Below are 22,205 nucleotides of genomic sequence, written 5' to 3'. Positions count from 1 at the left end.
CGTGAAACTATACGAGAAACGGGTTCGAGCGCCGTTCGTCCCCGAAGCGTCCACCAGGGCCATGACCGCACAGGAAGCCGATATCGTCACCGAGCGGCAGCAGCTTCTCCCTGATCGAACGGATCAGCGCATCATGATCACCGCCCGGCAGGTCGGTACGACCGACCGAACCGTTGAAGAGCACGTCGCCCACATGCGCGAAGCGGGCTTTGCGGTTGAAGAAGACAACGTGGCCCGGCGCATGCCCCGGGCAATGCAGAACCTCGAACTCATGCTCACCGAACGACACCGTTTCGCCTTCGCTCAGATAGCGGTCGGGCGTGACATTGCGCACCGACTGATCAAGGCCGAACATGCGCGCCTGGTTTTCCAGGTTGGCCAGTAGCTCCCGGTCGTCCTCGTGCGGTCCGATCAGCGGCACGCCCAGCGCCTCCCTGAGGTCCATCGCACCACCGGCATGATCGATATGACCATGGGTCAGCCAGATGGATTCAACAGTAATTCCATTGTCATCAATGGCTGCGCGAATGCGATCCACCTCGCCGCCCGGGTCAACCACAACACCAGTCTTGATATCTTCGTCGAAGAGAATGGTGCAGTTCTGCTGGAATGGCGTCACGGGAATGACACCGGCACGGAGATTGCCCATGAAGCCCTCTTGCTGGTGGCCCGGAGATGCGGGCCGGAAACAGGAAACGGGCAACCGCCCCCGGCTGCCCGTTTCAGAGAATTGATGAAAATCAGCTCTTGTTCATCGCGCCCATGACGGCGCCGACAATGCCGGTCAGAACGCCACCACCGACAGCGCCACCGATAGCATCGCCCAGCAGGCCGCTCAGCGCACCGGCATCGCCGCCCATGCCGGAAAGCAGAGCACCGCCGCCAACGCCGCCGATGATGCCACTCAGTATCTTGGCGCCGTGACCCATAGCGGCCTTCTTGACGACTGAGCCGATTGCCTCACCGCCAAGAATGCCAGTCACAGCCTGCACGATAATTGGAAGTAGAGCTTCCATATCCGGTCCCTCTCAAAGAGCCGACCTCCAGGGGCCGGCCCGCCCATGAAAGCGCGATTCCGGCCCATGTCAAACAAGAGGCTGTGAATATTTGACAAAGTAACCTGTGGTTGCGGCGACTTACTGGGCCGCCACAGACAGTTTCGGGCGCACTTCGTTGGCGTAGTCATTCATCAGAAAACGTGTGATTTCGCCCACTTCGAAGCGGTAAGGGCCAATTTCGGAGACAGGCGTGACCTCGGCAGCGGTGCCGCACAGAAAACACTGTTCAAAACCTTCCAGTTCTTCCGGCATGATCGCGCGCTCGACCACTTCGATGCCGCGACGGCGGGCAAGATCGATCACCGTGCGGCGGGTGATTCCATCAAGGAAGCAGTCAGGTGTCGGCGTGTGCAGAACACCATCCCTGACGAAGAAGATGTTGGCGCCCGTCGCCTCGGCGACCTGACCGCGCCAGTCGAGCATCATGGCGTCGGCATAGCCTTTGCCTCGGCCGCATGCTTGGAGAGCGTGCAGATCATGTATAGACCGGCAGCCTTGGACCGGGACGGCGCGGTGCGCGGGTCGGGCCGGCGATATTCGGCCATGTCGAGGCGGATGCCCTTCAGGCGCTGCTCCGGGTCGAAATAGCTCGGCCACTGCCAGATGGCGATGGCAAGGTTGATGCGGTTGTTCTGCGCCGAAACACCCATCATCTCGCTGCCGCGCCAGGCAATCGGCCGCACATAGGCATCAGCGAAGCCCTGGCGCGCCAGAAGCTCACGGCATGCATCATCGATTTCCTGCACCGACCACGGGATGGTGAAGCCCAGAATGCGGGCGGATTCATGCAGACGTTCGGTATGTTCGGTGAGCTTGAAGATCTCGCCGCCATAAGCACGCTCGCCCTCGAACACGGCACTGGCATAGTGCAGTCCATGGGACAACACGTGAATCTTCGCATCTGCCCATTTGACGAATTCACCATTGAGCCAGATAAAGCCCTCGAGCTGATCAAAAGGAACCGCTGCCATGTAACCTCTCCCGCCGGTCCGTTTCCGTGGAACCGGGCAAACCGAAAATACCGCCCGTGGGCGACGCCTTCAATCGTCACAGCCTATGCGTTACCAAAAGGAATTTGAAGGATGTTCCGAAAAATGACCTTCAGGGTACCTTTTCGTTCGCGCCGGGACGAAAACATTGTCAAAAATTACCACGCCTTGAAATTATGTCAATAAGGCTGACATAATTTCTTCATCACCGCCCGAAACGACCGGAAGCAGCCCAAGAGCATGACCGACGCCGACCCGATCAAAACCCCGCTGACACTGGATGACGGCGTAGATTTCGCCATCATTGAGCACCTGTTCTTCGCCTACAGGGATTTCACCGCCGACCCGGACGCCATTCTTGACGAGTATGGCTTTGGACGGGCGCATCATCGGGTCCTGCATTTCGTCAACCGACTGCCGGGGCTGACCGTTGCGGAGCTGCTGGAGGTATTGCGGATCACCAAGCAGAGCCTGGCGCGGGTGCTGAAACAGCTTATCGACGATGGGTATATCGTGCAGATACCGGGGCCCCGCGACCGCCGCCAGCGCGAACTCTACCCGACACAGAAAGGACGCGATCTGGCGCTGGCGCTGGCACTGCCACAGTCCCGCCGCATCCGTGCGGCACTTGAAGAGGCGGAACCGGGCGACAGTGCCGCGGTGGAGCGTTTTCTGCGCGCCATGGTGAACCCGGAACTGCGCGCCCAGATGGACAAACTGCCCAACGGACGCTCTAAGTAGAAGACGCATGGCACATCGGACACATCGGTTGAGGAGATCGTCACAATGAGCGAAACCGGCAATCTCGAGAAGGACCACACTGTCCTGAGCGATGATGCGCCGCATTTGCTGGTGGTGGACGACGACACGCGCATTCGCAGCCTGCTCAACCGGTTCCTGCGTGAAAACGGCTTCCGGGTTACCATTGCCGGCAACGCTGCCGAGGCACGCCGCAAGCTGGTGGGCCTCGATTTCGACCTCGTCGTGCTCGATGTGATGATGCCGGGAGAAGACGGCGTATCGCTGACCAGATCTCTGCGCGAGGAAAAGGACACACCGATCCTGATGCTGACGGCGCTGTCGGAAACCGACAGCCGCGTCACCGGGCTGGAAGCCGGCGCCGACGACTATCTTCCCAAACCGTTCGACCCACGCGAGCTGGTGCTGCGCATCAACAGCATTCTGCGCCGCAGCACGCCACAGTCCACTCCGAAGGTGGAACAGGTGGTGTTCGGCCCCTACGCCTTCCAGATCGCCAAGCGCGAACTGAAGCACAGCGGCAAGCTGGTGAAGCTGACCGACCGGGAACGCGACATCATGGTCATCTTCGCCGAACGGGCCGGCGAGACCGTGCCGCGGCACGAACTGGTGGGCGAGGACTCGGAAGTGGGCGAGCGCACGATCGACGTGCAGATCAATCGCCTGCGCCGCAAGATCGAGCGCGACCCGTCCAACCCGGTCTACCTGCAGACCGTGCGCGGCATCGGCTACCGGCTGAGCGTCGAGTAACCCCGGCGTCAGACGGCGAGAGACTGGTAGTTCGCAATATCGGCCCGGATGCCGAGGCGGTCCATCATCTCATGGCGGTCAAAACCGGTTTCTGAATGCATGCGCGCGACGGCCTCGCCCGCGCGCACGATCGCTTCGGGCCCTTCCCACTCGACCATGGTGACGAAATTGAACTCGCCCGGCCCCGACGCCTGTTCGAGAATGATGTCCCCCAGAAAGCCCGCCTGCTGGCGCAGGAGGGTGTGCGTGGCGGAAACGCGCTCGAGAAACTCTTCGCGGGCCGGCGCCGGTACGGCAAATTTATCGACCCGATAGATTGCATTGGCGGAAGGCGCGGTTTGCGGGCGTGCGGACATGGTGTCTCCTTGAAGGACGGATGGAACGGTGATGCGGCGCACTCTCGAAGTTCAAGTTGACTTTAAGTCAAGGGGTCTTTCGCTGCGCCCGGTGCTTTTTCCTGCCTGCACGCGGCGTCGCGTTGTCCGCATGTGTGCAGCGCACGGAAAAGCTGTTTCCTCTTGCGCCTCCAATGCATAGGATCGGACCGGATTGCAGTTCGGGAATGGATGCCCGCAAGGGCGAATGGCGGAATTGAACATCAGACCAGATCAGAAGACGCCGGCCGGGAAGATCACGCCATTGGCGCGCTTCAGACAGGCATTCGGGGCGATGCGCAGACCGTGGCGGCGGTTCTGGCGCATCGTTTCGCGCTACATGCCCAAACAGCTCTATGCGCGCTCGCTCATCATCGTGATCGCGCCGATGCTGCTTTTGCAGTCGGTCATTGCCTTCGTTTTCATGGAACGCCACTGGCAGACGGTCACGCAGCGGCTGAGCCAGGCGGTCACGCGCGACATCTCTGCCATCATCGACATGATCGAGACCTATCCGGGCAATGACGGCTATGCGCAGGTCATCCGCATCGCCCAGGAGCGACTGGCGCTCAAGATCGACCTTCTGCCGCCCGACCCCCTGCCCGCGCCCGGCCCGAAACCGTTTTTCTCGATCCTCGACCAGACGCTCGGCGAAGAGATCACCCGGCAGATCAACCGGCCCTTCTGGCTCGACACGGTGGGCAATTCGAACATCATCGAAATCCGCATCCAGCTTGAAAACCAGGTTCTGCGTGTCTTTGCCAGACGCAGCCAGGCCTACGCTTCGAACACGCACATCTTCCTTTTGTGGATGGTCGGCACCTCGCTGGTGCTGATCGCCATCGCGGTGGCGTTTCTGCGCAACCAGATTCGCCCCATCCTGCAACTGGCGGCCGCCGCGGACAGTTTCGGCAAGGGGCGGCCGACACCAAGCGACTTCAGGCCGCGCGGCGCGGAAGAAATCCGCCGCGCCGGCAGTGCCTTCCTCTTGATGCGCGAAAGGATCGAGCGCCAGATCGAGCAGCGAACGGCCATGCTGACCGGCGTGAGCCACGACCTGCGGACCATCCTGACACGCTTCAAGCTGCAGCTTGCCGTGGCCGGCAGCAAGGAAGACATCGAAGCGCTCAACCAGGACATCGAGGACATGCGCTCGATGCTGGAAGGGTATCTGGCTTTCGCCCGCGGCGAGGCGGCGGAAGACCCCGGCGCGTTCGATCTGGCCGCGTTCTTCGACCGCGCCGTGGAGGAAGCCGGCCTGCGCAACTGCACGCTGAAGGTCGAGACCTTGGGCAGCACGCACCTGCACGCACGACCCAATGCCTTCAGCCGGCTTCTGAACAATGTGATCGGCAATGCATTCCGCTACGCTTCCAATGTGGAAATCACCGCGCGCAACACCAATGGAACGCTGACCATCACCGTGGACGATGACGGGCCCGGCATTCCCGCTGACATGCGTGAAGACGTGTTCAAGCCCTTTGTCCGGCTTGATGAAGCCCGCAACCAGGACGAAAGCGGTACGGGTCTCGGCCTTTCCATCGCCCGCGACATCGCCCGCAGCCACGGCGGCGACGTGACGCTGGACGACAGTCCGCTTGGCGGACTTCGGGCGGTGATCCGGGTACCGTCCTGAGATTGAAGGTGCGGAGGGGCCGGACCTTCTGAAGCGCGGGTCAGGCTCGATGAAACCGGCCGTCAGAATGCGGAGTGCTTGTAAAGGTCCAGGTGCATGATCGTATTGATCGTGTCGTCGGTGTGCTTCCTGATCCCGTCTGCTTCACTCTGACCGGCGGTCTCGTTGCCAGCGGAGGATCCGCTGCTCTCGCTTAGGGCGACGGCGCCGGCCGCAAGCAGGCCCATGAGGAAAGCCATGCGCTTCTTGCGCTCGATCGGAACCTGAATTTTCCGTTCGACATAGGCGATCCTTGCGGCCGCGCCCGGCGTGCCCTTCTCCTCCGCGAGGAGATAGAGATTGAGCGCCGTGTCCCAGTTTTCCTCAACGCCCACTCCATGTTCGTAAAAGCTTCCAAGCAGGAGGATTGCGGGGCCGTGTCCGAGGCCGGCAGCGCGCTCGATATATTCGAAAGCGGGCCCCTCCTGCCTCGACATCACACTCCTCTCATTCCCCTCGTGAGCGTACACAAAGCCCTTTATGTGAATTTGGCCGATCTGGTAGAGGAAGTCCGGATCTCCGGTCTCGGCGAACTGTTCCTCAAGGGCTGCCAGCGTCTCTTCCCTCTCCCTGAAAGCCTGCTCATGGCGCAGATCGCTGGCCCATTCCCGCTCCACACGCTCGATTTCCGAAAGAGCTTTTCGATACCCCGCCTCAAGAGCCGGTTTCAGAATTTCGAGCTTCTCTTCATGAGTGAGCGTTTGCACGTCCGTACGTGTCTCCACCTGCTTACCATCGGCCATGTGGTAGTGATAAAGCTCTTCGGGCACTTTCGTCCGCACCAGCTCGACACGCGCGGGGAGATGGCCTGACTTGACTGCCTGCGTAAACCACCATGCAGCCTCCCCCGTCAAAACCGGAGGCAGGCGAATGCCCAGGTAATCATGGCATCCGTCCCGCAGACAAAGGCCCAGCTGATACTGAGCATCAGCATCGCCGCCCTCAGCCCTCGAAACCAGCCCCAGAAAAGCCTCACGCCCCCCGGATACATCTTCTCGCAGCTTTTCCCGGGTGATCCGCACCGGCTCCAGACGCTTCAGCAGTCCATCAAAATCAAACGCAAGCGCCTGACTTACAAACGCTCCATGGAAAAGGCCGCCTATGACAAGCACCGACGTCAGTCCCGGCCGGATATTGATTGCGCGCAAGGCAGCCTCCACAGACCAGATGCAGTCGCTCACGAAGAGCCATTGAACGAATGTTCGCCCAAATTAGAACGAGCAGGCAGTGACGTGTCAACGAGGTGGCACCGCGGTATGCGTCAGCGCACGGCTGGGCGTGGTGGATGATCCAGCTCAAAGACCAGTGTCTGCATATCATTGGCATCAACACGGATGCGTCGGGCGCGGATCATGAACACAATGGTCTCGTCGTGCCCCGCCAGTTCAACGAAATCGCCCTTGCGCGCCCATTCACCAAGGCTGAGGCGGTCGAGCTGCGTCGCCAGCCCCGCAGTCTCGGCCCTGCGGCGCGCCGCGCTGGTCAGTTCGATGATCGTCTTCAAGCGCATGTCTCCTGCTGTCGATAACCCTGCGGAAAGAAGGCCATGCTCTTGACCTTTCGCCCACGAAAGATTGCACGTTATCCTTTCGTCTAACACACTGAGTCGCGACCGGGCCACAGACGCATGATTTTCCCGGCCGCTCATTGCAAGGAGGGGGCTCATGACCTCACGCTACGCAAAAATCGCCATGACGCTGGCACTCGCTGCCTTCGCATTCATGGTCACCTTCAACAACATCACGGACTACGGCTCGAACTTCGCGTTCGTGCAGCATGTGTTGAGCATGGACACGACATTTCCCGGCAATGCGGCCATGTATCGGGCCATCACCTCGCCGACCCTGTGGCATGCCGGCTACTGGCTGATTATCGCCGGTGAGGGCCTGACCTTCGTTCTCCTGCTTCTGGGCGGGCTTAGAATGTTCGGCGCGCGCAGCGCTTCAGCTGCCGAGTTCCAGGCGTCCAAGAAACTGATGATCGCCGGCGCGACGACCGGCTTTCTCGTCTGGTTCTTCGGCTTCATGGTCGTCGGCGGCGAATGGTTCCTGATGTGGCAGTCCGACACCTGGAACGGCCAGGACGCGGCCTTCAAGTTTTACGTGGCCATCGTCGGCGTCCTGATCTTCGTCAACCAGCGCGACGACGAAGTCGCCTGACGCGACAGCGATGTTTCTGGCAACATGCCATTGCGGGGCCGTGCGGATGGAAACATCCGCGCGGCCCTTGTGGTTAACCGACTGCAATTGCTCGCTCTGCCGCAGGCTCGGTGTTCTCTGGCTTCACTGCAGTCCTGCCGAAGTGACCTTCCTGTGCGGCGAAGACGACACCGTCGCCTATGTGCAAGGCGACAGGACGCTCGCAATGCACCATTGCCCCACATGCGGGTGCACGACGCACTGGCGCCCGATTGGTGAAGGCAACCGCATGGCCATCAATGCGCGGCTGATGGAGCCGGGTGCGATCGCCGGCCTGCGCATTCGCCGTTTCGATGGTGCGGACAAATTTGATTATCTGGATTGAGACAACGCGCTGGATGACCGCTTATTCAAATACGATTGATATCAGGATGGATTGTGTCCACGCGGGTACAGGCTTCTACCGGAGATGGGAAGCGCCAGGGCGTTGGACTGGAAAATGAACCTGATTTTTCCGGATGCTTCGGTGCACCATCCGGGTTTCAAGATCGCCATATGCCTCCGAATGGGCACGGGACGACCTAATGCAGGCGGCTGCCGTTGGGCACTTTCCCGTCGCATCCGGCCAGAACGATGGCGCCATTTTCGTCTGAGAACCCCATGACGAGGATTTCCGACATGAACTTGCCGATCTGGCGCGGCGGGAAATTGACCACCGCCACCACCTGCCGTCCGACGAGAGTCTCCGGCGTGTAATGGACGGTGATCTGCGCTGACGATTTCTTGATTCCGATCTCCGGACCGAAATCGACCTTGAGCTTGATGGCAGGCTTGCGGGCTTCCGGATAAGGCTCTGCCTCGATGACGGTGCCGATACGGATATCCACCTTCAGGAAATCGTCAAAGGTGATTTCCGGGGTCATTTCCGATGACATGCCCGCTCCCCTGCTTGCGACCTACGCGTTGCCGTAAGTCTCGAACAGCACGCTGTTCAGGGCTTCCTGCGCCGTGCTGCCCGACCAGATGACATACTGGAAAGCCTGATAATAGCACTCGCAGGCTTCCAGAGCGCTGTTCAGCATGGTCTCGACCTGCTGGCCCGTTGGCTCGACGCCACCGGCAAGAACGAGCGCCTGCCGGAACATCACCACATTCTCGCGCTCCCAGAGATCGAAATGGCCGAACAGCATCTGTTCGTTGATGAGCGAAAGGAGCCGCATGACTTCCAGAGTACGCTTCGCGGGCACCTTCAGGTCAAAGGCGCAGGCCACGTGCAGCGCCTCGAATTCCTCCATCCAGGAGAAGGACACGTTATAGTCGGTCCATGTGCCGGCCACGGCGATGGCGATCTCGTCGTCGCCATTACGCTCGAAGCTCCAGTCATTGGTGTGCGCGACATGTTCGATGACATCGACGGGATGCGCATCACGGGTCATGTCGAGTTCAAGAAGGCTCATTAATCTGCTTTCCCGTATCTGGAGGCGCCGCAACACCCCGCAAGAATCCACAGCGGAAATGATCTTCCGCAAGACGTTTCAAACCTGAAACACAGTGTGGAGCGACAACGACAACGCATGGAACTAACGCGGGCCCGCCCCTGCCCGACTGCATGACCAGTTACGAATCACGCTGTAAATTCAGTGTATTGATGCAGAGTCGCGTGACCAGACCTTTTTTGCCGAAAGGCCAAGGGGTGTGTGGATAGAAACACCGCGCGGCATGGGGCGGCGCGGCGTAAGCGACTCTCGAACAAGGATTTTTCGACGCCATACACAGGCGCCGGTAATAAAAAATTATTTTTTCGCCCGGGTGGATGACGCCGGTTTCGAATCAGATTTCGCAGGTTTTGCGGCACCGCCTTCCGAAAGTTTTGCTTCCAGTGCTTCGATGCGGGCGGTGAGCGCCGCATTTTCCTCGCGTGCCTTGAGCGCCATCTCACGCACCATCTCGAACTCTTCGCGCTGGACGACGTCCATCGAGTTGAGGATGCGTTCGGCCTGTGCCTGAAAGGCCGTCTCCACCTCACGGCGCACGCCTGGGCCGCGCCTGCGGCATCGGTCATCAGCTTAGCGAACTCGTCGAGGATTCGGTTGCTTCCGTTGGTCATGGCGCGCCTTTCAGGTTGATCCATTTGAGGTAGTGGGCTCGCGCGCCGAATGCAAGGTCATTTGCTGTCGCAGCGCCAGCAGGAACCACGCCTAAAGCGCACCACCGGCAAGCACCCAGATGCCGAGCGCAATCAGCACGCCGCCGGCGATGCGCGACACCGGCCAGCGCGGCGGCAGCAGCTTTTCGGCTAGCACGAAGATCGCGATGGCGGCGATCCAGAGAACGTTCATCACACCGCCAACGAAGAGAAGCGCCATCAGTGCCCAGCAACAGCCGATGCAATAAAGCCCGTGGCGGAAGCCAAGCGCCAGCGCGCCCGCCGGCTCGCGCCGGAAGCCGCCATGGGCATGGACAAAGGCAAGCGGCGCCTGACAGTGGCTCAGACAGGCATCCTTCTGCGGGGTCCACTGGAACAGACCGGCCGCAATGAGCACCAGCCCGCTGAAAAGCGCGCTCGCGCTCGCCATCATGGGTGTAAGCAGAAGCGCCCGCTCCAGCGCCCACTGGCCCAGAGTGGCAATGAAGGAAAACGCCGTCCAGGCAAGAAGATAGCCACCGGCAAAGAAGCCGGTCGCCGCAAGCGGCCTGCCCTTTTCTTCGGCGGCACGACCAACACGCGCATAGATGAGGAGCATGGGCGCTGCGGATGGCGTCATCATCCCGACCATCATCACCGCCCACATGACGAACATGAAGGCGAAATAGGTGAGGTTCCACGGATGGAGGCCCATCACCATCCCCTCGCCCACCGGCGCAGCAGCCTGCATGGACGTCGTCATCCCGTCGCCAGCGGGCATGGCCATGTCCATGGTCTCGACCAGCCACAGGATGTAGAGCCAGGAAACGACCGTCAGCGCGGCAAGCGCCGCGCCGACAATCAGGCGGTCGCGCCGCAGGGTGTTTTCCAGTGCGGTGGAAGCCATGCCTTTGCCCTCCTGGAAGGATCAGCTCAGTGCACGACGCCCTCGCCGGTCATGTGAACCTTCGAGAAATGAGCGTGCGAGTCCGGTAACGACAGGGTAATCGGCCCCTGCGTATCCGCCCAGCCACGGCCCACCTCGCAGACATCATATTCAAACCCACTCGGCAGATTGATGCGCGCATGATGCTGCTCGCCGCTGACAGGATTGATGATCGGCTCGCCACGTGCCTTGATCCAGCCGGGCACATTCAACGTCGCCGATCGGCCGGTCACATCGACCTCGGCATCGATCTTTGCGAAAACCGGGTCATGCACTTTTTCATAGGTGGTTGAAAAAACCTGGAAGAAGGTCGCGCCGGGTTCCGTATCCTCACCGCTCATGATCCGCAGCATTGCTGCGCGCTGCTTCTCATCGGCACGTTCATCGATGATGGGAACAACGCTGCCATGGCCTTCGTGAATGGCGCCCGGCCATGACACGATCATGGCCATGCTCAGGCCGTCGAGTTTGACGCCGCCATGCCGGCCTTCGTCAATGTGCACCACCCCGACAGCGTGACAGCCTCCATGTGTGGGCCGGGCATTGAACTGGCATGGACATCCATAAGCGCAGTTGCAGTGAATAAATTCACGTCCCCTGATCATCCACTTGGTATCGGTCATCATTACCTCCCGGGGTTGGTACTGCTCCTTTCGAGAAATCATGTTGCCGAGACTGAAGCCCACAATTCTACGCTTCCGCTGGTGAAGTAGCGACTAGGCTGAAAGCCTTAGCGCCTTCTCCAGATTGAAGATGGGAAACCGCGGCACAGCGCGCCTTGACCTCGCCCCGATGCTCCGCAATACCTGCCGCGTCTGAGTTCCATGCGCCCGGAGGCACGATTGACCGACTATCTGATGACGCCCCTGGCCGCCCTGCCCTTTCCCGCAATCGATCCGGTGGCATTGCAACTGGGGCCGCTCGCAATCCACTGGTACGGGCTCGGCTATGTGGTCGGCATCCTCGCCGGCTGGTGGTATGCGCGCCGGCTGGTTTCGAACGAGCGCCTGTGGGCAGACGGCAAGCCGGCGATGACGGTCACGGATCTCGACGATTTCGTTCTCTGGGCCGCGATCGGCATCGTAGCCGGCGGGCGGATTGGCTATATTCTCTTTTACGACCTGCCGCGCTACATCGCGAACCCGCTCGACATTCTCGCCGTGTGGGAGGGGGGCATGTCGTTCCATGGCGGGCTGCTCGGCGTCACGCTCGCCATGCTGCTCTTCGCCCGAAAGCGCGACATCAATGCCTGGAGCCTGTTCGACACGATTTCGGCGGTGGTGCCGATTGGTCTCGGTCTGGTGCGTGTGGCCAACTTCGTGAACTCGGAACTCTGGGGTCGGGTGACGGACGTGCCCTGGGCCTTTGTCTTTCCCAATGGCGGGCCGGAGCCGCGCCACCCGAGCCAGCTTTATGAAGCAGCGCTCGAAGGGCTGGTGCTTTTCGTGGTGCTGCGCCTTCTCACCCATACAGGCTGAGGCTGAAGATGCCGGGCTTCGTCGCTGGCGCGTTCGTGTGCGGCTACGGCCTCTCGCGCATCGTGGTCGAGTTCTTCCGCGAGCCTGACGCGCATATCGGCTATCTGGCCGGCGGGTGGCTGACCATGGGGATGGTGCTTTCGCTGCCCATGGTGCTTGTGGGCGTGTGGGCAATGCTGAGGGCGCGGGCCGCAGCCCGATGAAGACGCTGAAGGACCGCATCAAAGCGCAGATCGAAACGGCGGGGCCGATGAGCATCGCCGACTACATGGCGCTTTGCCTTTTTGATCCCGAAGAGGGCTATTACACGACGCGCGAGCCCTTCGGTGCCGAAGGCGATTTCACCACCGCGCCGGAGATCAGCCAGATGTTCGGCGAGTTGTGCGCCGTCTGGCTCTATACGGCGTGGAAGGAGAGCAGCGCACCGAAAACGCCTGTTGTGGCGGAGATCGGCCCCGGACGCGGCACGCTGATGAAGGACATGCTACGGACCTGGGCGAAAATCGACCCCGCGTTCAGAAAGCAGATGCGGCTTTTCATGATCGAAGCGAGCCCCCGGCTGAGCGACGTGCAGCGCAGGACGCTTGGGCTTCCGGAAGGTGAAGTGGCATGGATCGCCGATCTGGACGCTTTGCCGGAAGGGCCGCTTCTCATTGTTAGCAATGAGCTGTTCGACGCCATTCCCATCCGGCAATATGTGAAGGTTGGAAATGCCTGGCGCGAACGCGTGATTGGCCTCGATGCGGAAGAACGGCTTGCGTTCATGGCAGGCGCCGGCTCTGCGGACCCCGCTCTTTTACCGCCGGGTGCAAATAACGCGCCCGAAGGGGCGATCGTGGAACTCGCGCCGGCACGCAATGCGCTGATGGCCCGCATCGCCGAACGCATCGGCCGAAAGGGCGGCGCCGGTCTCTTCATCGATTATGGCTATGCGTCACCCGCCCCCGGCGACACGCTGCAGGCCATGCGCGGCCACGCCTATCAGAATGTATTGAAGGAGCCGGGCAAAGCCGACCTGACGGCGCATGTGGATTTCTCCGCTCTGGCAGGTGCGGCAAAGGAGCAGGGTCTGACCGCCGAGCTGATGAGCCAGGGTGACTTTCTCATCGGGCTCGGCCTTCTAGAGCGTGCCGGACGGCTGGGTGCCGGCAGAAACGCCACGGAGCAGCAGGCCATTCGCAACGATGTGGAGCGGCTCGCCGGCCCCGACCAGATGGGAACGCTGTTCAAGGTGCTGGCCGTAACGCCATCCACAGTGGCGGTTCCCCCATTCGTCTCAGCGCATTGACTTGATTTCGCCCCTGCCCCACCATCCCGCCGCTTGAGAACATCTGAAAAGGCGGCGCATGCTTGACACGACGAGGCCGGAACCCCTGCGGTCCCCGCTACTGGACCGTGAGCGGGAGAATGGTGTGAAGCATGGCTTCTTCACCCGGGTGGGCGGCGTTTCGACGGGGCTCTATCAAGGGCTCAATGTGGGCTATGGCTCGGGCGACGACCGCGAGACGGTGACAGAGAACAGAAGGCGCGTGGCCGAATGGCTGGGTGTCGACGCAGATCATCTTCTGACCGTTCATCAGGTGCATTCGCCCCATGCCGTCATTGTCGATGAACTTTGCGGGAGACCGCCCCGAGGCCGACGCAGTGGTGACCAATCGGCCGGGACTGGCACTGGGTGCACTGGCGGCTGATTGTGGGCCCATTCTGCTCGCCGATGGCAAGGCGCGGGTGATCGCGGCTGCCCATGCCGGGTGGAAAGGGGCGCTGACCGGCATTCTGGAAAACACCATCGCGTCGATGGAACTGCTGGGCGCGGAGCGGGAAAACATCACCGCCGTGCTTGGTCCCTCCATAAGCCAGGAAAACTATGAGGTCGGGCCGGAATTCGTGGAGCGTTTCGTCAACCACAACCCGGCAAACCGGGACTGGTTCCGCCCGTCGCCCAAGGCCGGGCATGCGCTTTTTGATCTCAATGGCTACACGGTGGCGCGGCTGACGGCGGCCGGCGTCCATGCCGTGCAGATCGGGCGTTGCACCTATAAAGAAGAAGAGCATTTCTATTCCTATCGCCGCGCCACGCATCGCGGCGAAAAGGACTACGGACGCCAGATTTCAGCGATCATCCTGGAGGACATTTGATGGCGCTTCATTTTGACCAGGCAGAATTCGATTCCCGGCGCGATCGCCTCGTCATCGAAATGGCCGAGCGCAAGCTCGACGCCATGCTGCTTTTCGCGCAGGAGAGCATGTACTGGCTGACGGGTTACGACACGTTCGGCTTCTGCTTCTTCCAGTGCCTTGTCGTGAAGGCCGATGGCTCGATGGTGCTTTTGACACGCTCGGCCGATCTGCGTCAGGCGCGGCACACCTCCACCATCGAAAACATCGTCCTGTGGACAGACAGGCACGACGCCAACCCGGCCGTCGACCTGCGCAATCTTCTGAACGATCTCGACCTGCTGGGTGCCCGGATCGGTGTCGAATACGACACGCATGGCCTCACGGGCCGCAGCACCCGTCTGCTTGATGAACAGTTGCAGACATTTGGCAAGATCGAGGACGCGTCGGACCTCGTCAGCCGGCTGCGGCTGTTCAAAAGCGAGGCGGAAATCAAGAAGGTGAAACGGGCTGCAAAGCTCGGTGACGAAGCGCTGGATGCCGCGCTGCCGCTGATCAAACAGGGCGGCGACGAGGCCGCGATTCTAGCCGCCATGCAAGGGGCGGTGTTTGCCGGCGGCGGTGACTACCCGGCCAATGAATTCATCATCGGTTCGGGCGAGGACGCACTTCTGTGCCGCTACAAGGCGGGCCGGCGCAAGCTCAACAAGAACGACCAGATCACGCTCGAATGGGCCGGCGTCTATCACCACTATCATGCGGCGATGATGCAGACCGTGCTGACGGGCAAGGTCTCGAAAAGGCATCAGGAGCTTTTCGACGCGGCACGCGATGCGCTGACCGCGGTGCAGAAGACGATGACACCGGGCAACACGTTCGGCGACGTGTTCGACGCGCATGCGCGCGTGATGGAAACGCATGGCCTGACCAAGCACCGGCTGAACGCCTGCGGCTATTCGCTGGGCGCGCGGTTCTCGCCGTCCTGGATGGATCCACAGATGTTTTATGCCGGCAATGAAGAGCCCATCGCGCCGGGCATGACGCTGTTCGCACACATGATCATCATGGATTCCGACACGGGCAGCGCCATGTGCCTCGGCCGCACCTATCTGACCACCGAAGACGACCCCGAGCCGCTTTCGCGCTACGGGCTGGACCTTATAACGAGGTGAAGGCAATATGCCGCGCAGGATCGAAGCCATTGAGGGGGGCTGCGGTATTTTTACAAAGCGCGCCATAACGGGCATCGCCATGTTGAGCTTTGCCGGCCTTGCCGGCTGCAACACGGGCTCCATGCTCGATCTGAATTCCGGACCGACACCGGCGGGCACAGTGCCCGGTGGGCAGACCGGGCTTCAGCAGCAGCCGACCGAAACCGCCCTCGCCTTACAGACGGACGCGGCGAACGAGACTGCAGCAGCCCCCCTGCAGGCCGTGACCACCAGTGAGCGCATCCAGTTTGCCCCGGTGATCGGCGCGACGGCTGAAGCCGTGCCGGCCCTGTCGCGGCGTCTGGAGGCCCGTGCCAGACAAAGCGGCATCGCGATTGTGCCCCAGGGCGGCAGCGCCTCCATGGTGATGAAAGGCTACTTCTCGGCCATCGCCGATGGCGGCAAGACGACCGTGATTTATGTATGGGACGTGCTCGACCCGTCGGGCAACCGGCTGCACCGCATCCAGGGCCAGCAGGCTGCGCCCGGCGGTCAGGGCGACGGCTGGTCTTCCGTCACCAGCGCCACGATGGAAGCCGTGGCAGACTCGACCATCAGTCAACTGTCCGCATGGCTGGCGCAGCGGCAGGGCTGATTTTTTCGGGATTTCATCGTGATTCTTTCCTCAGGCGCTTGCAATAAAGCCTCACCCCGTTAAAAGCGCGGTCAAGCGTCAAGGCGTTCTCCGAGGACATTCCATGAAGCTCTTTGCGGGCAATTCCAACCGGGTTTTGGCAGAGGCCGTTTCCCGCTATCTCAACATTTCTCTTGGCAAAGCCACCGTGCGACGGTTCGCCGATCAGGAGATATTCGTCGAAATCCAGGAAAATGTGCGCGGCGAGGACGTTTTCGTCCTTCAGTCGACCGCCTATCCGGCCAACGATCACCTGATGGAACTTCTCATCATGATCGATGCCTTCCGGCGCTCTTCGGCCCGGCGCATCACTGCGGTGCTGCCCTATTTCGGCTATGCCCGGCAGGACCGGCGCACATCGGGCCGCACGCCGATCTCGGCCAAGCTGGTGGCCAACCTGATCACCCAGGCAGGCGCCGACCGTGTTCTGACGCTGGACCTTCATGCAGGCCAGATCCAGGGCTTCTTCGACATCCCGACCGATAACCTTTTCGCCGTGCCCGTGATGGCACGCGACGTGAAGGCGAACTATACGCTCTCCAATGTGATGGTGGTTTCGCCGGATGTCGGCGGCGTGGTGCGTGCCCGCTCGCTGGCAAAGCGCATTGATGCACCGCTTGCCATTGTCGACAAGCGCCGCGACCGGCCGGGCGAATCCGAAGTGATGAACGTGATCGGCGACGTGAGTGGCAAGGATTGCCTGCTAATCGACGACATCGTCGATTCCGGCGGCACGCTTTGCAATGCGGCCGACGCGCTGCTGAACAACGGCGCAACCAGTGTGACCGCCTATATCACGCATGGCGTTCTTTCGGGCGGCGCGGCAGCACGCATCTCCGGATCGCGGCTGAAGGAACTGGTGATCACCGATTCCATCCAGCCGAGCTCGGCAGTGGAAGCGGCGGAGAACATCCGCACCATCACCATTTCCGACCTCATCGGCGAAGCAATTTCGCGCACGGCGACAGAAGAATCGGTTTCAAGTCTTTTCGACTGATCACCTTCCCGCAAGCATGAAAAAGCCGGCCACACGTGCCGGCTTTTTTGTTGGCCAAGCCGTCCACTCAGGCAGCAGCGCGCTCCTGCGCAACACCGACCCAGGCAGAGAACCTGTCGACAAAGCCGGACAGGAAAGCCCTTGTGTCTTCATTGGCGATGTCATTGTTTTCATCGACCAGGCCCGGCTTCATCTGCAGATAGACCTCCGGGCTCGTCATCAGCGTGGCGCCAAGGCTGACCATGATCGAGCGCAGGTGAATCTGCGCTGCGATCGCCCCCATCGCGCCCGGGCTGGAACCGACGACCGCGGTCGCTTTGCCGGTCCAGCTGTTCTGGCCCCAGGGCCTAGACGCCCAGTCAATCGCGTTCTTGAGAATGGCAGGGATGGAGCGGTTGTGCTCCGGTGTAACAATGAGAATGCCGTCAGCCGCTGCAACGCTGTCCTTGAGCTTTTGCGCGGATGCCGGGTATTCCGCGACGTCATCGTCGTTGTACATCGGCAAAGCGGCGAGATCGAAATATTCGAATTCCAGGCGCCCATCGGCCAGCTTTTCCAGCGCCTCGGCGAATTTGCGATTGATCGACTCCTTACGGTTGGAGCCGACGAGAACCAGTATTTTCTTCATTTTTCATTCCTCTGTCCGCCCGGGGTCAAATTCCCGGTGGTATCCTTTGGTAACCGCCCCTATATCTGGCAGAGGAAAACGGGTTGCAAGAAGGCACCTTTATGAAACCACGTCACGGCCACATCTCGGAGAACTGCCGCCCCATCAGCGAAATCCTGTCGCTGATCGGCGACAAGTGGACATCCCTGATCATAGAGCGGCTCAATGAGGAGCCGTTGCGCTTCAACGAATTGAAGCGGCGCGTGAACGGCATTTCGCAGAAAGTGCTGACAAGTTCGCTGAGAGCACTCGAGCGCGATGGCTTTCTCGAGCGGATCGAACATCCCACCGTTCCCCCGAGCGTCGAATACCGGCTGACCGCCTTTGGCCACGAGCTTGCAGAACCGCTCTCGAAACTGAAGCAGTTCGCTCTGAAAAACGCCAACAGGATGGAGGCCGCGCGGGCTGCCTATGACGCGCGTAGCGGCTCCGGCGAAAGCGGGGGCAGGCAACCGCAGCCGATACAGCCGGCGACCATGGTCTGAAAGGGCTTGCGCCCTTGCGCACGCCCCCTGCATCGGCTATAGACCCGCCGTCCGCGTAGACACCCTTGGAGGCAACGCGGACGGAAGTCCGTCCGATCGATTTCAGTATTCAGGCAGTGCTTCATGCGCCGCCTGTGTGTCATTCGGAAGGCTTTCACGTTCTCGGGTTTACCCGAGAGCGCTCCAAAACATGAAAGGATAGGCCATGAGCCATCAGAGCTACGAGCTGAAGGCCGAGGCGCGCGAACGGGTCGGTAAGGGGTCCGCCCGGGCTATTCGGCGCAACGGTAAAGTTCCTGCCGTGATCTACGGCGAGAAGGATGCCCCGCTTTCCATCACGCTTCCCTACAAGGAAGTGTCCATGAAGATTTTCGGCGGCGGCTTCCTCACCACGATTGCCACCATCGACGTCGACGGCAAGAAGATCCAGGTCCTTCCCAAGGACTATCAGCTTGATCCCGTCCGCGATTTTGTCATGCATGTGGACTTCCTGCGCATCGGCAAGGGCACGGTCGTTACCGTGAACGTGCCGGTTCACTTCATCAACGAAGAGACCGCTCCGGGCATCAAGCGCGGCGGTGTTCTCAACGTTGTGCGCCACGAGGTCGAGTTCACCTGCCCGGCAACGGCAATCCCCGATTACATCGAGGTCGATCTGGACGGCATGGATATCGGCGATTCCGCTCATATCTCCGCCGTCAAGCTGCCAGCAGGCGTTGAGCCGACCATCACAGACCGCGACTTCACCATCGCAACCATCGCAGCCCCGGCCGGCCTGAAGTCGGAAGAGTCCGAGGCTGAAGAAGGTGCGGAAGAGGAAGCAGAGGTCGAAGAAAAGGAGGGCGAGGGCGAGGAGTAATCCTCCCCTTTCCTGCAAAACCTCATGCTGCTTATTGCAGGGCTCGGCAATCCCGGCCAGCAATACGAACGGCACCGGCACAATGTCGGTTTTATGGCGGCGGACGCGATTGCGCGCCGCCATAGTTTTTCGTCATGGTCAAAAAAGTTCAACGCGCTGGTGGCCGAAGGCCGCCTTGGCGGCGAGAAGGTGCTGCTCATCAAGCCGCAGACCTTCATGAACCTTTCCGGCCAGGCGATCGGCGAAGCCATGCGCTTCTACAAGATCGATCTCGACGATCTGATCGTGTTTTATGACGAACTCGACCTCGCGCCTGGCAAACTGCGCATCAAGACGGGCGGCGGCTCGGGCGGCCACAACGGCATCAAGTCGATCGACGCCCATTGCGGCAAGGACTACCGCCGCGTGCGCATCGGCATTGGGCACCCCGGCGACAAGGCGCGTGTGAACGCGCATGTACTGGGCGATTTCGCCAAGGCGGACCAGCCATGGCTTGAACCGATGCTGGACGCCGTTGCAGACAATATCGCAATGCTTGCCGAAGGCGACGAATCGGGTTTCATGAACCGTGTCAGCCTTGCGGTGAAGGGTACCGGCGCAGGGCCGGGTGAAAAACGGGACAGCAAGCCCGCCAAAAAACAGAGTCACATCCGCCAGGCGCGGCAGAAGGGGCCTGCAGCCCCCCTCCCCGAAAGCGGCCCGATGGCGGCCATGCTCAAAAAACTCCTCGGCCAGAAGGAATAGGAAATGGGTTTCAAATGCGGCATCGTCGGTCTGCCCAATGTGGGCAAGTCGACGCTCTTCAACGCGCTCACCAAGACGGCCGCCGCCCAGGCTGCCAACTACCCGTTCTGCACGATCGAGCCCAACACGGGCGAAGTGGCCGTGCCCGACCCGCGCCTGAAGAAGATTGCCGGCGTCACCGGTTCCAAGGAGGTCATCCCGACCCGTATTTCCTTCGTGGACATTGCCGGCCTCGTGCGCGGCGCCTCAAAGGGCGAAGGCTGGGTAACCAGTTCCTGGCCAACATCCGCGAAGTGGATGCCATCGTGCATGTGCTGCGCTGCTTCGAGGATGACGACATCACCCATGTGGAAGGCCGCATCGACCCGGTGGCGGATGCCGAGACCGTCGAGACGGAGCTGATGCTCGCCGACCTCGAAAGCCTGGAACGGCGCACCCTGCAGATGCAGAAGCGCGCGACCGGCAAGGACAAGGAAGCCCAGACGCTTCTGCCCATGATGGAGCAGGCGCTGGCGCTGCTGCAGGACGGCAAGCCGGTGCGTGTGTTGCTCGACGGCATCGCAGCCGAAGACCTGAAGATCCTGCGTGGTCTGAATCTGCTTACCTCCAAGCCGGTGCTCTATGTGTGCAATGTGGCCGAAGGCGACGCTGCCGAAGGCAACGCCGAGAGCAGGCGTGTGGAAGAAATGGCCAAGGCCCAGGGCGCGATGACGGTGGTGATCTCGGCTGCTATCGAGGCCGAGGTGGCGCAGCTTTCCGACGAGGAGGCAGCCGAATATCTGGAGGCGATGGGACTGGAAGAGCCTGGCCTCGACCGGCTGATCCGCGCCGGATACGAACTGCTCGACCTGATCACCTTCTTCACCTCCGGCCCCAAGGAAACCCGCGCGTGGACCGTGCAGAAGGGCGCCAAGGCGCCGCAGGCGGCAGGCGTGATCCACACCGATTTCGAACGTGGCTTCATCCGCGCGCAGACCATTGGCTACAGTGATTTCGTGACGCTCGGCGGTGAAGTGGCCGCACGCGACGCTGGAAAGGCCCGCGACGAGGGCAAGGAATATGTGGTGACGGACGGTGACGTGATGCTGTTCAAGTTCAACACCTGATCGCCGGGACAGCCGACAGGACAAACATGGTCTTGACGGCGTGGCGATAGCCGGAAATCTTCGTTCCCGGTTTCAGGGAACGAAATCATGATCAAGATCTACATTGCCGAGAACGGGCGCCTAAGACCCGTCGAGCTGTCGTCAGCCGGGCGAGACGCAGCCGTCTGGGTCGACATGCTCTCGCCCACGGAAGACGAGGAAAGGGCCATCGAAGCATGGCTCGGCATAGCAGTGCCGACACGCGCCGACATGGAAGAGATCGAAATCTCGAGCCGCCTCTACAGCGAGGACGGGGCGCACTACATGACGGCAACCCTGACCGCGCGGGCGGATGGAGACCAGCCGCAGATGGGGCCGGTAACCTTCATTCTCAGCCCGAGCGGTACGCTCGTTACGCTTCGCTTTCACGAACCCAGCGCCTTCCAGATTTTTCCGCAGCGCGCCGCGAAGGCCGCACTTGGCTGCGGCAGTGGCGAGGCGGTGCTCATCAACCTTCTGGAAGTCATCACCGACCGGCTGGCCGACATTCTGGAAAGAGCCGGGCGCGAAATTCTGGAGCTCTCAAAGGGCATATTCCATCCCTCCGAGAAAAAGGCTTCCAAACGCGATCGCGATTTTCAGATCATCCTGCGCCGGATCGGCCGCAAGGAAGACCTGATCTCCAAACTGCAGGACAGCCTTCTGACCATGCAGCGTCTTTCCGGCTTCCTGAGTGCGGTTTCAACCCGCAGCAGCAGGGATGGACGGGCGCGGATCAAAACGCTTTCGCGCGACATAGCCTCGCTCGCCGACCACGCGACGGGCCTTTCCCAGAAAATCGGCTTCCTGCTCGATGCGACGCTCGGCATGATCAGCATCGAGCAGAGCGCCATCATCAAGATATTCTCCGTGGTCGCCGTGATCTTCCTTCCGCCGACGCTTGTCGCCTCGGTCTATGGCATGAATTTCAGCATCATGCCGGAACTGCAATGGCCGCTCGGCTATCCCTTCGCCGTTGGTCTCATGGTGCTCTCCGCGCTCCTGCCCTTCTGGTATTTCAAACGGCGCGGCTGGCTCTAATGCATGTCGCTTTCAAATGAATTCATTTGAAAG

At 61.0% G+C, this 22,205-nt stretch carries 23 protein-coding genes and 5 pseudogenes; 16 read left to right on the top strand and 12 right to left on the bottom strand.

Annotated features, from left to right (window positions below):
• Window positions 1-7 precede the first annotated feature (7 nt).
• The 3 genes and pseudogenes from JCM21793_RS13905 to JCM21793_RS31745 all read right to left on the bottom strand — a co-directional run bounded on the left by JCM21793_RS13905 (window position 8) and on the right by JCM21793_RS31745 (window position 2,029).
• A complete protein-coding gene (locus JCM21793_RS13905; protein WP_007010440.1) occupies window positions 8-649 on the bottom strand; it encodes an MBL fold metallo-hydrolase in 642 nt (213 codons plus the stop codon).
• A 91-nt stretch (window positions 650-740) separates the two neighbouring features.
• On the bottom strand, window positions 741-1,016 hold the full coding sequence (locus JCM21793_RS13900; protein ID WP_007010439.1) for a hypothetical protein: 276 nt from the start codon (window positions 1,014-1,016) through the stop codon (window positions 741-743).
• A 120-nt stretch (window positions 1,017-1,136) separates the two neighbouring features.
• A pseudogene (locus JCM21793_RS31745) lies at window positions 1,137-2,029 on the bottom strand (branched-chain amino acid aminotransferase).
• Between the two features lie 258 nt (window positions 2,030-2,287).
• Between JCM21793_RS31745 and JCM21793_RS13890 the strand changes: the two are divergent.
• Window positions 2,288-2,788 (top strand): MarR family winged helix-turn-helix transcriptional regulator, encoded by a 501-nt coding sequence (locus JCM21793_RS13890; RefSeq protein WP_025030757.1) that lies wholly within the window; start codon window positions 2,288-2,290, stop codon window positions 2,786-2,788.
• 45 nt (window positions 2,789-2,833) lie between these two features.
• On the top strand, window positions 2,834-3,556 hold the full coding sequence (locus tag JCM21793_RS13885; RefSeq protein ID WP_007010437.1) for a response regulator: 723 nt from the start codon (window positions 2,834-2,836) through the stop codon (window positions 3,554-3,556).
• A gap of 8 nt (window positions 3,557-3,564) precedes the next feature.
• Here the strand turns inward: JCM21793_RS13885 and JCM21793_RS13880 are convergent, their stop codons facing one another.
• Complete coding sequence (locus JCM21793_RS13880) at window positions 3,565-3,912, bottom strand: antibiotic biosynthesis monooxygenase (RefSeq protein WP_007010436.1); 348 nt, start codon at window positions 3,910-3,912, stop codon at window positions 3,565-3,567.
• A 313-nt stretch (window positions 3,913-4,225) separates the two neighbouring features.
• Between JCM21793_RS13880 and JCM21793_RS13875 the strand changes: the two genes are divergently transcribed.
• On the top strand, window positions 4,226-5,566 hold the full coding sequence (locus tag JCM21793_RS13875; protein ID WP_025030756.1) for a sensor histidine kinase: 1,341 nt from the start codon (window positions 4,226-4,228) through the stop codon (window positions 5,564-5,566).
• 62 nt (window positions 5,567-5,628) lie between these two features.
• Here the strand turns inward: JCM21793_RS13875 and JCM21793_RS13870 are convergent, their stop codons facing one another.
• Window positions 5,629-6,753, bottom strand: coding sequence for a tetratricopeptide repeat protein (locus JCM21793_RS13870; RefSeq protein ID WP_155983452.1), 1,125 nt, complete (start codon window positions 6,751-6,753; stop codon window positions 5,629-5,631).
• Window positions 6,754-6,866: 113 nt separating this feature from the next.
• Window positions 6,867-7,115 (bottom strand): hypothetical protein, encoded by a 249-nt coding sequence (locus JCM21793_RS13865; RefSeq protein WP_025030754.1) that lies wholly within the window; start codon window positions 7,113-7,115, stop codon window positions 6,867-6,869.
• Window positions 7,116-7,269: 154 nt separating this feature from the next.
• On the opposite strand from JCM21793_RS13865, the gene JCM21793_RS13860 reads away from it, so the two are divergent.
• Both JCM21793_RS13860 and JCM21793_RS13855 read left to right on the top strand, forming a co-directional pair.
• Window positions 7,270-7,764 carry a DUF2165 family protein gene (locus JCM21793_RS13860; RefSeq protein WP_007009913.1) on the top strand — a complete coding sequence of 165 codons (495 nt, stop codon included), beginning with the start codon at window positions 7,270-7,272 and terminating at the stop codon, window positions 7,762-7,764.
• Between the two features lie 10 nt (window positions 7,765-7,774).
• Window positions 7,775-8,128: a GFA family protein gene (locus JCM21793_RS13855; RefSeq protein ID WP_025030753.1), complete on the top strand. Its 354-nt coding sequence runs from the start codon at window positions 7,775-7,777 to the stop codon at window positions 8,126-8,128.
• Window positions 8,129-8,324: 196 nt separating this feature from the next.
• On the opposite strand, the gene JCM21793_RS13850 is transcribed toward JCM21793_RS13855, so the two are convergent.
• The 5 genes and pseudogenes from JCM21793_RS13850 to JCM21793_RS13825 form a co-directional block, all read right to left on the bottom strand.
• On the bottom strand, window positions 8,325-8,678 hold the full coding sequence (locus JCM21793_RS13850; protein WP_100213228.1) for a tRNA-binding protein: 354 nt from the start codon (window positions 8,676-8,678) through the stop codon (window positions 8,325-8,327).
• Window positions 8,679-8,699: 21 nt separating this feature from the next.
• Window positions 8,700-9,200, bottom strand: a complete 501-nt coding sequence (locus JCM21793_RS13845; RefSeq protein ID WP_007009910.1) for a type III secretion system chaperone family protein — start codon at window positions 9,198-9,200, stop codon at window positions 8,700-8,702.
• Between the two features lie 336 nt (window positions 9,201-9,536).
• Window positions 9,537-9,850, bottom strand: a pseudogene (locus JCM21793_RS25975) (accessory factor UbiK family protein).
• A gap of 91 nt (window positions 9,851-9,941) precedes the next feature.
• Entirely contained in the window at window positions 9,942-10,775 is an 834-nt protein-coding gene (locus JCM21793_RS25970) for a DUF2182 domain-containing protein (protein WP_036540374.1), read from the bottom strand.
• A gap of 26 nt (window positions 10,776-10,801) precedes the next feature.
• Complete coding sequence (locus tag JCM21793_RS13825) at window positions 10,802-11,437, bottom strand: DUF1326 domain-containing protein (RefSeq protein WP_025030751.1); 636 nt, start codon at window positions 11,435-11,437, stop codon at window positions 10,802-10,804.
• Window positions 11,438-11,671: 234 nt separating this feature from the next.
• Between JCM21793_RS13825 and lgt the strand changes: the two are divergent.
• The 6 genes and pseudogenes from lgt to JCM21793_RS13795 all read left to right on the top strand — a co-directional run bounded on the left by lgt (window position 11,672) and on the right by JCM21793_RS13795 (window position 17,252).
• A pseudogene (gene lgt, locus JCM21793_RS25965) lies at window positions 11,672-12,495 on the top strand (prolipoprotein diacylglyceryl transferase).
• Entirely contained in the window at window positions 12,492-13,580 is a 1,089-nt protein-coding gene (locus JCM21793_RS13815) for a class I SAM-dependent methyltransferase (RefSeq protein WP_025030750.1), read from the top strand. The pseudogene lgt and the gene JCM21793_RS13815 overlap by 4 nt, the downstream one beginning before the upstream one ends.
• Window positions 13,581-13,638: 58 nt before the next feature.
• A pseudogene (gene pgeF / locus JCM21793_RS25960) lies at window positions 13,639-14,431 on the top strand (peptidoglycan editing factor PgeF).
• On the top strand, window positions 14,431-15,582 hold the full coding sequence (locus JCM21793_RS13805; RefSeq protein ID WP_007009904.1) for a M24 family metallopeptidase: 1,152 nt from the start codon (window positions 14,431-14,433) through the stop codon (window positions 15,580-15,582). The pseudogene pgeF and the gene JCM21793_RS13805 overlap by 1 nt, the downstream one beginning before the upstream one ends.
• Before the next feature lie 7 nt (window positions 15,583-15,589).
• A complete protein-coding gene (locus JCM21793_RS13800; RefSeq protein ID WP_007009903.1) occupies window positions 15,590-16,216 on the top strand; it encodes a hypothetical protein in 627 nt (208 codons plus the stop codon).
• A gap of 103 nt (window positions 16,217-16,319) precedes the next feature.
• Window positions 16,320-17,252 (top strand): ribose-phosphate pyrophosphokinase, encoded by a 933-nt coding sequence (locus JCM21793_RS13795; protein WP_007009902.1) that lies wholly within the window; start codon window positions 16,320-16,322, stop codon window positions 17,250-17,252.
• A gap of 67 nt (window positions 17,253-17,319) precedes the next feature.
• On the opposite strand, the gene JCM21793_RS13790 is transcribed toward JCM21793_RS13795, so the two are convergent.
• Window positions 17,320-17,880 (bottom strand): NADPH-dependent FMN reductase, encoded by a 561-nt coding sequence (locus JCM21793_RS13790; protein ID WP_025030749.1) that lies wholly within the window; start codon window positions 17,878-17,880, stop codon window positions 17,320-17,322.
• A gap of 101 nt (window positions 17,881-17,981) precedes the next feature.
• Between JCM21793_RS13790 and JCM21793_RS13785 the strand changes: the two genes are divergently transcribed.
• The 5 genes and pseudogenes from JCM21793_RS13785 (at window position 17,982) to JCM21793_RS13765 (ending at window position 22,172) form a co-directional block, all read left to right on the top strand.
• Complete coding sequence (locus tag JCM21793_RS13785) at window positions 17,982-18,404, top strand: winged helix-turn-helix transcriptional regulator (protein WP_025030748.1); 423 nt, start codon at window positions 17,982-17,984, stop codon at window positions 18,402-18,404.
• A 205-nt stretch (window positions 18,405-18,609) separates the two neighbouring features.
• A complete protein-coding gene (locus JCM21793_RS13780) occupies window positions 18,610-19,263 on the top strand; it encodes a 50S ribosomal protein L25/general stress protein Ctc (protein WP_025030747.1) in 654 nt (217 codons plus the stop codon).
• Window positions 19,264-19,287: 24 nt separating this feature from the next.
• Window positions 19,288-20,007 carry an aminoacyl-tRNA hydrolase gene (pth, locus tag JCM21793_RS13775; protein WP_007009898.1) on the top strand — a complete coding sequence of 240 codons (720 nt, stop codon included), beginning with the start codon at window positions 19,288-19,290 and terminating at the stop codon, window positions 20,005-20,007.
• A 3-nt stretch (window positions 20,008-20,010) separates the two neighbouring features.
• A pseudogene (gene ychF, locus JCM21793_RS25955) lies at window positions 20,011-21,113 on the top strand (redox-regulated ATPase YchF).
• A gap of 87 nt (window positions 21,114-21,200) precedes the next feature.
• Complete coding sequence (locus JCM21793_RS13765; protein WP_007009897.1) at window positions 21,201-22,172, top strand: magnesium transporter CorA family protein; 972 nt, start codon at window positions 21,201-21,203, stop codon at window positions 22,170-22,172.
• Window positions 22,173-22,205 lie beyond the last annotated feature (33 nt).

The organism is Nitratireductor aquibiodomus NL21 = JCM 21793, assembly GCF_000615975.1.
Taxonomy (GTDB): Bacteria; Pseudomonadota; Alphaproteobacteria; order Rhizobiales; family Rhizobiaceae; genus Nitratireductor; species Nitratireductor aquibiodomus.
This window is presented reverse-complemented; position numbering and strand designations above follow the sequence as displayed.

Excerpts from the sequence above, each read along its gene's own strand:
- JCM21793_RS13850 (WP_100213228.1), bottom strand. The coding sequence starts at position 8,678 with ATGTCATCGGAAATGACCCCGGAAATCACCTTTGACGATTTCCTGAAG.
- JCM21793_RS13880 (WP_007010436.1), bottom strand. The coding sequence starts at position 3,912 with ATGTCCGCACGCCCGCAAACCGCGCCTTCCGCCAATGCAATCTATCGG.
- JCM21793_RS25970 (WP_036540374.1), bottom strand. The coding sequence starts at position 10,775 with ATGGCTTCCACCGCACTGGAAAACACCCTGCGGCGCGACCGCCTGATT.
- JCM21793_RS13890 (WP_025030757.1), top strand. The coding sequence starts at position 2,288 with ATGACCGACGCCGACCCGATCAAAACCCCGCTGACACTGGATGACGGC.
- pth (WP_007009898.1), top strand. The coding sequence starts at position 19,288 with ATGCTGCTTATTGCAGGGCTCGGCAATCCCGGCCAGCAATACGAACGG.
- JCM21793_RS13785 (WP_025030748.1), top strand. The coding sequence starts at position 17,982 with ATGAAACCACGTCACGGCCACATCTCGGAGAACTGCCGCCCCATCAGC.
- JCM21793_RS13765 (WP_007009897.1), top strand. The coding sequence starts at position 21,201 with ATGATCAAGATCTACATTGCCGAGAACGGGCGCCTAAGACCCGTCGAG.
- JCM21793_RS13900 (WP_007010439.1), bottom strand. The coding sequence starts at position 1,016 with ATGGAAGCTCTACTTCCAATTATCGTGCAGGCTGTGACTGGCATTCTT.
- JCM21793_RS13855 (WP_025030753.1), top strand. The coding sequence starts at position 7,775 with ATGTTTCTGGCAACATGCCATTGCGGGGCCGTGCGGATGGAAACATCC.
- JCM21793_RS13860 (WP_007009913.1), top strand. The coding sequence starts at position 7,270 with ATGACCTCACGCTACGCAAAAATCGCCATGACGCTGGCACTCGCTGCC.
- JCM21793_RS13845 (WP_007009910.1), bottom strand. The coding sequence starts at position 9,200 with ATGAGCCTTCTTGAACTCGACATGACCCGTGATGCGCATCCCGTCGAT.
- JCM21793_RS13795 (WP_007009902.1), top strand. The coding sequence starts at position 16,320 with ATGAAGCTCTTTGCGGGCAATTCCAACCGGGTTTTGGCAGAGGCCGTT.
- JCM21793_RS13800 (WP_007009903.1), top strand. The coding sequence starts at position 15,590 with ATGCCGCGCAGGATCGAAGCCATTGAGGGGGGCTGCGGTATTTTTACA.
- JCM21793_RS13905 (WP_007010440.1), bottom strand. The coding sequence starts at position 649 with ATGGGCAATCTCCGTGCCGGTGTCATTCCCGTGACGCCATTCCAGCAG.
- JCM21793_RS13780 (WP_025030747.1), top strand. The coding sequence starts at position 18,610 with ATGAGCCATCAGAGCTACGAGCTGAAGGCCGAGGCGCGCGAACGGGTC.
- JCM21793_RS13825 (WP_025030751.1), bottom strand. The coding sequence starts at position 11,437 with ATGACCGATACCAAGTGGATGATCAGGGGACGTGAATTTATTCACTGC.
- JCM21793_RS13885 (WP_007010437.1), top strand. The coding sequence starts at position 2,834 with ATGAGCGAAACCGGCAATCTCGAGAAGGACCACACTGTCCTGAGCGAT.
- JCM21793_RS13875 (WP_025030756.1), top strand. The coding sequence starts at position 4,226 with ATGCGCAGACCGTGGCGGCGGTTCTGGCGCATCGTTTCGCGCTACATG.
- JCM21793_RS13805 (WP_007009904.1), top strand. The coding sequence starts at position 14,431 with ATGGCGCTTCATTTTGACCAGGCAGAATTCGATTCCCGGCGCGATCGC.
- JCM21793_RS13790 (WP_025030749.1), bottom strand. The coding sequence starts at position 17,880 with ATGAAGAAAATACTGGTTCTCGTCGGCTCCAACCGTAAGGAGTCGATC.
- JCM21793_RS13815 (WP_025030750.1), top strand. The coding sequence starts at position 12,492 with ATGAAGACGCTGAAGGACCGCATCAAAGCGCAGATCGAAACGGCGGGG.
- JCM21793_RS13865 (WP_025030754.1), bottom strand. The coding sequence starts at position 7,115 with ATGCGCTTGAAGACGATCATCGAACTGACCAGCGCGGCGCGCCGCAGG.